The organism is Haloferax sp. s1 (assembly GCF_058382125.1).
Genome location: NZ_JBZRPK010000606.1, coordinates 1 through 9,424, shown reverse-complemented (window position 1 = coordinate 9,424; position 9,424 = coordinate 1). Strand labels below are relative to the sequence as shown.

Below are 9,424 nucleotides of genomic sequence, written 5' to 3'. Positions count from 1 at the left end.
GCGTTACAGTCCGCGGCTACGTCGAAGACCTCAGCGACGCGTTCGACCCAGCCTCGGTGTACGTCCAACCGTCGCGCATGGACACCTTCCCAGTGAGCGTGCTCGAAGCAATGCGTGCTGGACTCCCACCGGTCGTGACCGAAGCGACGGGAACGAAATCCGAAGCGCGTGAACTCGACCCCTCGCTCGTGGTCGAACCCACGCCGTCGGACATTGCGAACGGCGTGGCGACGTACTTCGACCGAACGCCCTCTGAGCGTCGTCGCCTCTCCGAAAACGCAAGCGCGCGCGGCGCGACGTTCGACGCCGAACCGAGACAGGACGCGTTCAGAGCGGCATTCGCCAGTGTACTCGAAGAATTTTAAACGTCTACCGACGAGACTCAATCCATGACCGTATACGTCGTCGGACTCGACGGGGCCGATTGGTCGCTCCTCCGACGGTGGATGGACGACGGAGCCCTCCCCGCCTTCGAACGCCTCTGTTCGGGCGGCGTCGATGCCGACCTCGAAAGTACACTGCCGCCGATTACGTTCCCCGCGTGGAAGTGCTACTCCACGGGGAAGACACCCGGAAAACTCGGCGTCTACGAGTGGTTCTCGTTCGACCACGACACCTGCGATATCTCGACGAACGACTCCTCGGACTTCCGGTCGCGCGAGTACTGGGACGTGCTCGTCGATGCGGGCGTGAAACCGGGCGTGGTGAACATGCCGACGACGCACCCGCCGCGGACGACAGACGGCGTGCTCACCATCGCCGGAAGCCCCGCCTCGGAGCGCGGCGAGTTCACTTCGCCCGCGTCGCTCAAAGCCGACCTTCTCGATGCCATTCCCTCGTACCGGGTCAAACCCAACCTCGTCCTCAGCGAGGCGTCGCCGGACGAACTGATAGCGGAGGCCCAGACGCTCGCGGACCAACGTTTCGACGCCGCCGAGTGGTTGGCAACGGAGCGCGACCGGGACTTCGTGCACACGACGGTATTCATCACCGACACCGTCCAGCACCGCCTTTGGGACCGCCCGGACCACATCCGCCGACTCTACGAGCGAATCGACGCTCGCCTCGGCGAACTCCTCGACCGCGACGACACCGAGGCGGTCTTCCTGATGAGTGACCACGGCTTCGTCGAAATCGACGAAACGTTCCTCGTCAACCAATGGCTCGCCGAGCGAGACGACCTCGTGGTGAAAGAGGAGTCGTCTCGGAACCTCCTCGCGTCGGTCGGACTCACCGAAGAACGGCTCAAGCGCGTGGTCGATACGCTCGGTCTCGTCAGCCTCGCACAGGCTGTCGTTCCCGAATCGGTCCAGCGGTGGTTCCCGAGCGAGAGCGGTCGTGTCTCGATTCAGGACGCCGCCATCGACTGGGACGAGACGAAAGCCATCTCGCTCGGCCGCGGTCCGGTCTACGTCAACGACCGCGCGTTCGACTCCGACGCCGACAAGGACGCGTACGTCGCCGACCTTACCGCGGCGTTCGAGTCGCTCGAAACGCCCGACGGAACGCCCGTGTCCGAGGCCGTCCACGACCCTGCCGATATCTACACGGGTTCGATGCCGCTCTCGCCGGACCTCCTCGTCGAATACACGACCGGCGTCGACGCCCCGGAATCACTCGGCGGTGATGTATTCGGCGAGCAGTTGGTCTGGCTTGCGACCCACCGTCACCATGGTGTGTTCACCGCATGGGGTGACGACATTGCGGACGGCGACGTGTCCATCGACCCGACGCTGTACGACCTCGCGCCGACCATCCTCCACTATCTCGGAGTTCCCATACCGGAGGACGCCGACGGCTCGGTCCTATCGCAACTCTTCGCTGGTGAAACCGCCGACCGACCGGTCGAAACGGGTCCGTCGACCGCGACAGACGTTGGCGACAACCGCGCCGACCAACGCGACGTCGAGGAGACGCTGAAGAGCCTCGGTTACGTGGAGTAACATGAACCCGCTCAAACGATTCCCGCGACTCAACAACCTGTGGATGAACACCCGGCACAAGGTGGCCCACTGGCGCGAACGACGGGACCGAACGGTAGACTACGACACGACTGTCGGAAACCCACAAAACGTGCTGTTCGTCGTCATCGACTGCCTCCGAGCGGACCACGTCTCCGGATTCGGGTACGACAGACCGACGACGCCCACGCTCGATTCGTTCGATGGTCGGTCGTTTTCGAATGCGACGGCTGCGAGTCCGTGGACGTTCCCATCTATTGCATCGCTCGTCTCGGGCCGATATCCGCACGAACACGGTGGTCGATTCGATTCTGACCCGCGCGACCTCTCGTCAGAGCAGTTCCCGACCCGCCCGCGCTCGGACGTTCCAACACTCCCCGACCTGCTCGAATCAGCGGGCTACGAGACGGGGATGGTGAGCGCGATTCCGATGGCCGACAAGTCTGTCGGCGACCGCTTCCAGTCGGTCGACATCAAGTACACCGACGCCACAGAGCGCGTCGACACGGCTCTCGAATGGATGAGCAACCGCGACCGCTGGTTCCTACACCTCCAACTCGGTGACCCACACGCACCGCTCGACATTCCAGACAGACACCGCGAGCGGTTCGGAGTCCCCGACGTGGACGGACTCGAAGACTGGCGCTTCCGAGAATCGACCGACGACGATGAGTTCGAGCAGTACCGAGATGCACGACTCCGCGCGTACGATGCGGCGATTCGCGGCGCAGACGACGAACTCGGTCGGCTCTTTGAAGCGATTCCAGACGACACCATCGTCGTCGTCTGCGGCGACCACGGCGAAGCGTTCTGGGAACACACTGACCTCGAACGACGCCTGAACGACGACCCGAGAGGGTTCTACGGGACTGACCACGGCCATAGCGTGCTCGAAGAGGTTGCTACGGTCCCCCTGTGGGTCGACGTACCGACCGTCGATACTGGCCACGACGACACTCGCGTCTCGCTCGTCGATGTCGTTCCCACCGTCGCAGAGGCACTCGAACTCGGGAATACACCCGAGTTCTCGGGGAGACCGCTCTCTCGGACAGCAGACTCAGCAACGCCCGTCATCTGCGAAGAAACCGGGTACGGATACAATCAGCGTGCCGTCTGGTTGGGTGAGAAGAAACTCATCGACGTTCCGGAAACGGGCGAAACGGTGTGGTTTGACCTCGGCGACGACCCGGGTGAGAAACACCCACTTGACGACCCGCCTGCCGAACTCCGAGAGGCGTACGAGACGTTCGGCATGGGCGTCCACGGCGACGAGAAGATGGAAGTCGATTCGTCGACGCGCGACCGACTCGCCGAACTCGGGTACTTGGAATAACTTGACTGCTATTCGAGGTAGCCAAGTTCGCGGAGATGTTCTTCGACCATCTCTTCGCCCTCATCGACGCCGCCAACACCGCTTCTGAGGTCTTTCATTTCTTGCATGTGTTCGTCAAGGGCGGTGGAGAGTTCGTCGTATTCGGGAATGTCGTCTCCCGAACGGCCGTCTTCGGGTCGCTCTTCGGGAGTCTCGGTGACGTCGAAGCAGAACTCACCGTCGTCGGCGTGTCGGAGTAGCTTCCAGCCGTCGTTGCGGCGGACGTAGCTCCGCTTGTAGTCGATTTGTCGACCGACACCGCCGAACGCGTATTTTCGCCCATCGACTGTGCTACGGGCCACGTCGAGTGCAGACTCTCCCCGCCACTCGCGAGGTACATCCAGCCTAACCGCGTCCGCCAGTGTTGGTGCCGTATCGAGGAGTCGGACCTGCCCGTCGACGGTTCCCGTCTCGTCGGTTCCGCTCAAAAGGAACGGAACACGAACAGTCCCTTCCCAGAACTCAGCGGGATGGCCTGCATTGCCGTGTTCGCCGACGAGTTCGCCGTGGTCGGCGGTGAAACAGATGGTCGTGTCGTCTACGACCCCGCGCTGGTCGAGTTCGCCCATAAGCGATTCGAACTGGTCGTCAACGTAGGCGCACTCGGCGTCGTACAGGTTGCGAATCAACTCCCACTCTTCGTCCGTCACCTCTTCGGGGTGATGCGTCCCCTTGCGCGAGAGTCGTCGACAGTCAGCGATTCCAACCGGTTCGTCGAGGAACTGCCGCTGATACTCTTCGGGGGCCTCGTAGGGGTGATGGACGTCCATGTAGTGAAGCCAGACGAACCAGTCTTCGCCTTCCTCACGTTCGTCTATCCAATCGAGTGCGCGACGGTTGAGCGAGGCGGCCCGCTCGTACTCGCTTTCGTTGCCGACGGTCGTCGACCACATCGCGTCGACTTTGGTGTAGATTCGCTCGATGGTTTTGAACAGAATCCCGTCCTTATTGAGGTTCGACTGGACGAACTGCTTGAGCTTCCCGGCCTCCGCCGAGCCACTGGCGTCGTGCATCGTGTCGAACCCCCTATCGAAGTGGTACGACCCGCTGGTGAAGTGGTTGTCAGTGTAGCCTGCGGTGGCAAAGCCGGCGTCCCGAAGGTGTTCTGCGAGCGTGACGATGCCGCCTCCGCCAGCAGGGAGACCGAGTCCGTCGATGCTAGCGAAATGGCGACTCGCGTGGATAGACGGGAACGAAGCGGGGGTGGATGGACCGTTCGCGACACACTGGGTGAATTCCAGCGCGTCGTCCGCGAAAGACCGCGTGAACGGCATGACCCGCTCGTTCACGCGGTCGTATCTGAGAGAGTCCACGGTGACGAGCAGCACGTTCATACCGTACGCATCTCACGACCGGGGTAAAAAGGACTCTGGACGGTGCCGACCGTTTCAACCCGGACCGTTATTTCGACTGCGAAGTCGGGGTGACGACGACCTCGAATCCGGAGACTCCCTGTCCGAAACTATCGGCGAGCCACAGCGCAGCCGAATCAGGGAGTGGTTTCGCCCACCGAACTTTGTCTACCGTGAGGTCGACGATGTCGAACATATCGCTCATGAGGTAGTGCTCGAACGTCCGCGGGTCGAACGGGCGCGTATGTGTTGGGTCTATCCACGCACCGGCTGAGTTCCAGTGTGGTCCGGCAATCTTCGCCGTTCCGCCGACGCGAGTAATACGGTGAATCTCTTGGAGGGCAGCGTAGTGGTCGTCGAGGTGTTCAAGGACGTTGTCTAGAACCACCTCGTCGAAGGCGTCATCCGGGAATGGCCACGGATAGTCGTTGAAGTCCCAGACAGCGTCCGGGTCGACGCTGTCTCGGATGTCGACGTTATACCACCCTTCCTTGTACTCATCCCCGCACCCGAGATTGGCTCTGTCGAAGTTTTCAATCTCGCTGTCGAAGCGTTCACCCGCTCCACCAGAGTGCTCGATATTCGCACCGATGGACGGACCCCCTTCCAAAGTGGCCATATGCGAGAGTCGTTATTATCCAATGTCAATGTTTGGTGCTAATAATGACATTTGATAATCTGGTATTGTCAGCCTTTCTTTAAAATAGGAACTTAGTTTGTTTTGAAAATGGGGGAATTCATATACTGACCGCTTCACTTGGTGCGGTTACCGTTCAATCGTACACGTCGAGCAACCTGCCGACGACGGCATCCCAGTCGATGACCGTCTCTGCATCGGTCTCTGTTCGGTCGCGCGCCTCGCGGACGGCCGCTGCGACACGCACCGGATTGGTGTCGGTGATTCCCACGACTCCGGACTCGGAGGTCCAGTCGGAGAGCGCAGCGGCGTTGGAGACGACACAAGGCGTACCCGCGGTTAGCGCCTCTGCGACCGTCATGCCGTACGCTTCGAATTCGCTTAGTGTCACGTACGCCGCGGCCCCCGCGTAGAGTCCGGGGAGGTCCTCGTCGGCGACGTAGCCGAGGAATTCGACGCGGTCGGAAACGTCCGCTCGGGCGGCGATTTGCTCCAACTCGTCGCGGTAGTCGCCGCTTCCGGCGACCAGTATGTCGTACTCCGGAAGTTCCGAAAGCGCTCGAATCGCGTGTTGGACACCCTTGTACTCCTCTAACCGGCCGACGGTCAGGATGTACGGACGGTCTCTCTCAGTTGCCTCGGCCGACGCAAACCGGTCGATTTCGAGTCCGTTCGGGATGACCGTCGCGCCGACGCCGAAATCACCTTCGAGGTGTGACCGCTCCCACTCGCTCACCGCAACAACTCGGTCTGCGCGCCGGACCGCCCATCGACCGAGCGGTTGGTACAGCGACAGAAGACGGTCACGAACGGAACTCGCGCTTGCGCCGTGGTAGTGCGGCGTCACCACGAACGTTCGGTCACCGACGCCGAGCGCCGCGAAGAAAAGCGGAAACGAGTGGTAGTTGTGTGCGTGCACGACGTCGGCGTCAGCCTGTCTCACCGCGCGGGTGACTTGCGGGCAGATGTGCATCGCACCGCCGGGTGCGACACCTCGAAGCCGCCGCACGCGAACACCGTTGCGTCGCTCACGGCGGAAGCCGTCCGCCCCCGCGTCCGCGGTGATGACGGTCACGTCGTGGCCGCGGTCGACGAGACGTTCCGAGATTTCACGGACGTGCGTCTCGACACCGCCGGACTGTGGCGGATACCGCGGCGTCACCTGCAGTATCTTCATTCTGCTATCGGTCGGTCCGTCGGTTGAGTCGGCGATTCATTCGTAGACATCCCGCAGTTCCTCGTCGACGTCCCAGATAGCCGAACCTTCGCCGCGGAGGAGTTTCACGGCGGCGAAAAGCAGGGACACCTGCGTGTCGAAGATGGCGTAAAACGGCTGGAGCGAGCCGAGGAGGTCGCGCGAGCCGAGGAGCGTGAACGCGCCGAGCGCGGCGGGAAATGCGAGTCCGAGCGGGGCGGGGACGGGGGGACCGGCGAGAGTTGTCAGCCCGACTGCGCCCGCGGGGGGGCACGGCGGGGCCGCCCGGGAGCAACCGTGGGACGGGAGGACGACGCCGCCGTAGAGACCGTGGCGACCGATGGCGTCGCGGTGCTGGAAGAGCAGGCGAATCAGGCCCATCGCACGACGGTCCTTCTGCGTGCGCCGCTTGCCGAACTCGGAGTGTGACGCTTCCATGTACTGCACTGCCGGGTCGAAGATGACGCGCTTGCCGTTGCGTCGAATCTTCAGCGCCAACTCGGTGTCGTCGGCGATGGAGTCGGGGTCGATAGGGACGATTTCGTCCCGCTCGAACGCCGAGAAGGGACCGTGGAAGATGAGCGTCGAGTCGATGTGCGACTCCAGCGCCTGGATGGTCGCCTGGATGTCGCGGTAGCCCTCTTCGACGTCGCTGCCGCCGAGTACCTCGACGTTTCGGCCAGTTACTGCACCGACATCCGGGTCTGCGAGGTTCGCGGCCGCTTCGCGGAGCGCGTTGGGGGCCACTTTCGAGTCGCAGTCGGTCTTGACGACCATCTCGTTTTTCGTGGCGGCGTAGGCGTCGTTGAGCGCGGGCGCGAGGCCGCGGCGTTCGTCTTCTTCGAGGAGCGTCAACTCGGGGGTCTCCCGGTCGGCGAAGAAGTTGCGGATGATGTCGCGAGTGTCGTCATCGCTGGAGTCGACGACGACGACCTCGACTTTGTCCATCGGGTAGTCGAGCGACACGAGGTCGCGGAGTTTGTTCTCGACGATTCGTTCTTCGTTGTACGTCGGGAGGACGATGCTGACTGACGGTTCCGCACGGCTCTTTTCCGCGGGTGACCCCTGTGGGTTCCACACCTTTGCAAGGAGCAGGTAAATCACGTAGGGGAGCCCCGTGAGAGAAAGGAGCGCCGTGACGGCACCGCCGAGACGTTTGACGAGTCTGCGCATGGTCCGCCCTTGACGGACTGCGACAAAAATCCCGACGGTCCCTTCCGCGAATGTGCACCGGGTTTCGGAACCACTTTTAAGCGTCCACTTCACAGGTACTGCCGATGGATTACGCGGACGTTTGCGTCCTCGTCCCGACCTACAACGAAGCGGAGACTATCGCCGAGGTCGTCGCCGACTACCGAGACGAGGGGTTCGGAAACGTCCTCGTCGTCGACGGCGACTCCACGGACAGGACGCGCGAACTCGCCGAAGAGGCCGGCGCGCGCGTCGTCGTTCAGTCCGGGGACGGGAAGGGACAAGCAGTCAGAGAAGCCGTTGAAAAGCACGTCGAAACCAAATACGTCCTGATGCTCGACGGTGACGGCACCTACGAGCCGACGGACGCGCCGAAGATGCTCGAACCGCTCGGTGAGGGATACGAACACGTCATCGGCGACCGGTTCGCCGACATGCGGTCCGGCGCGATGACGACGCTGAACAGGATTGGCAACCAAATCATCAACCGCGCCTTCGCGCTCATCCACGGGCAGGACTTTGGAGATATTCTCAGCGGCTACCGCGCGTTCACCCGCGAATCGTTCTTGCAGATGACGCTCACCTCAGACGGGTTCGGTATCGAGACGGAGATGGCCGTCGAGTGCGCGAAACGCGGCATCGAGACGACGGTCGTGCCCACGACGTACTACCCTCGCCCGGACGGGTCGGATACGAACCTCCACCCGATTCGCGACGGCGGCATCATCTTTCTCGAACTCTACCGGCGCGCCAAGACCAACAACCCGCTTTTCTACTTCGGGAGTGTCGGTCTCGCGTCGACCGCGACGGGGCTCGGTCTCGCCGCGTACGTGGCCTACGAGTGGGTTGTCCGGACCGTGTCACACGAGGTTATCGCCGTCGTCTCCGCGGCGGGCATCCTCTTCGGCGTCCAACTGCTGATGTTCGGCGTGCTGTCTGACCTCATCTTGTCGCTCCACCGCGAACAGATGAAGCGCATCCAAGACCTCGAAGGAGAGAGTTCGGACGACTAGGAGAGAAACGTCGGACCGTCAGAACGGGACGAGCGCGCGAAGTCGCCCCATGAGGCTTTTCGACGCCTTCGCACGGTATTCCTCGAAAATCGGGTGCAGTGTGTCCAGCAGCTCCCGACGCGACTCGAAGCGGTCTTTCGACGCGACTTCGAGCGCCTCGCTTATTTTGACCGTGTTTCCTGCGGCGTCGACTGGCACGTCGACATCGTCGAGCGCCTGCACAATCGTCCGTGTATCTGCTGGATAGTCGATATCGGCGGTATCGACATCGTCGGCCAGTGCGGCGATGCCGAACTCGATTGTATCCGGCTCCGACATATCGTTTTGGGGCGGTCTCGCAGCCATCGAATCGGTATAACTCACCCGTGGCGGAAAAAACCCCCAACCTCCGGAGATATCGTTAGTCACTACTTGTCAAAATATTGCCTTGAATTATATTACTACGAAGTACCGCTGGGGTTAACCCCGATGAGTTCCAGATACAAGCTATGACGGAGTACACGACGGTTTCTATCCCGAAGGAGCTGGCCGGCCGCGTCGACGAAACACTCGAAGGAACGACATTTTCCAGTACGAGTGACCTCGTCCGGTTTCTGCTTCGCAGCATCGTCATCCAGCACGAGCGGTCGGGTGGCGACCTCTCCGAGTCGGAGTTCCAGGAGATTGCGGAGCAGTTGACCGACCTCGGCTACCTACAGTAGCG

The 9,424-nt window shown here is 62.0% G+C and carries 10 protein-coding genes; 5 read left to right on the top strand and 5 right to left on the bottom strand.

All coding sequences use genetic code 11. The features are described 5' to 3' along the window. From QT222_RS12415 to QT222_RS12405, 3 genes are all read left to right on the top strand, one after another. On the top strand, positions 1-365 hold a 365-nt coding region (locus tag QT222_RS12415), incomplete at its 5' end, for a glycosyltransferase (RefSeq protein WP_491477359.1). Between the two features lie 24 nt (positions 366-389). Continuing rightward, a complete protein-coding gene (locus QT222_RS12410) occupies positions 390-1,943 on the top strand; it encodes an alkaline phosphatase family protein (protein WP_004056869.1) in 1,554 nt (517 codons plus the stop codon). Between the two features lies 1 nt (position 1,944). After that, positions 1,945-3,294, top strand: coding sequence for a sulfatase (locus QT222_RS12405; RefSeq protein WP_491477358.1), 1,350 nt, complete (start codon positions 1,945-1,947; stop codon positions 3,292-3,294). A gap of 8 nt (positions 3,295-3,302) precedes the next feature. Here QT222_RS12405 and QT222_RS12400 read toward each other — a convergent pair whose 3' ends face one another. From QT222_RS12400 to QT222_RS12385, 4 genes are all read right to left on the bottom strand, one after another. After that, positions 3,303-4,667 carry a sulfatase gene (locus QT222_RS12400; RefSeq protein WP_491477357.1) on the bottom strand — a complete coding sequence of 455 codons (1,365 nt, stop codon included), beginning with the start codon at positions 4,665-4,667 and terminating at the stop codon, positions 3,303-3,305. 67 nt (positions 4,668-4,734) lie between these two features. Beyond that, positions 4,735-5,304 (bottom strand): class I SAM-dependent methyltransferase, encoded by a 570-nt coding sequence (locus QT222_RS12395; protein WP_004056872.1) that lies wholly within the window; start codon positions 5,302-5,304, stop codon positions 4,735-4,737. Positions 5,305-5,458: 154 nt separating this feature from the next. Beyond that, on the bottom strand, positions 5,459-6,499 hold the full coding sequence (locus tag QT222_RS12390) for a glycosyltransferase family 4 protein (RefSeq protein WP_491477356.1): 1,041 nt from the start codon (positions 6,497-6,499) through the stop codon (positions 5,459-5,461). Positions 6,500-6,535: 36 nt separating this feature from the next. Next, positions 6,536-7,690 (bottom strand): glycosyltransferase, encoded by a 1,155-nt coding sequence (locus QT222_RS12385; RefSeq protein WP_491477355.1) that lies wholly within the window; start codon positions 7,688-7,690, stop codon positions 6,536-6,538. Between the two features lie 104 nt (positions 7,691-7,794). On the opposite strand from QT222_RS12385, the gene aglJ reads away from it, so the two are divergent. Next, positions 7,795-8,721, top strand: coding sequence for an S-layer glycoprotein N-glycosyltransferase AglJ (aglJ, locus tag QT222_RS12380; protein WP_004056875.1), 927 nt, complete (start codon positions 7,795-7,797; stop codon positions 8,719-8,721). An 18-nt stretch (positions 8,722-8,739) separates the two neighbouring features. On the opposite strand, the gene QT222_RS12375 is transcribed toward aglJ, so the two are convergent. Continuing rightward, positions 8,740-9,066, bottom strand: a complete 327-nt coding sequence (locus tag QT222_RS12375; RefSeq protein ID WP_049917400.1) for a hypothetical protein — start codon at positions 9,064-9,066, stop codon at positions 8,740-8,742. Between the two features lie 143 nt (positions 9,067-9,209). Here QT222_RS12375 and QT222_RS12370 point away from each other — a divergent pair, with 143 nt between their 5' ends. After that, positions 9,210-9,422, top strand: coding sequence for a ribbon-helix-helix domain-containing protein (locus QT222_RS12370; RefSeq protein ID WP_004056877.1), 213 nt, complete (start codon positions 9,210-9,212; stop codon positions 9,420-9,422). Positions 9,423-9,424 lie beyond the last annotated feature (2 nt).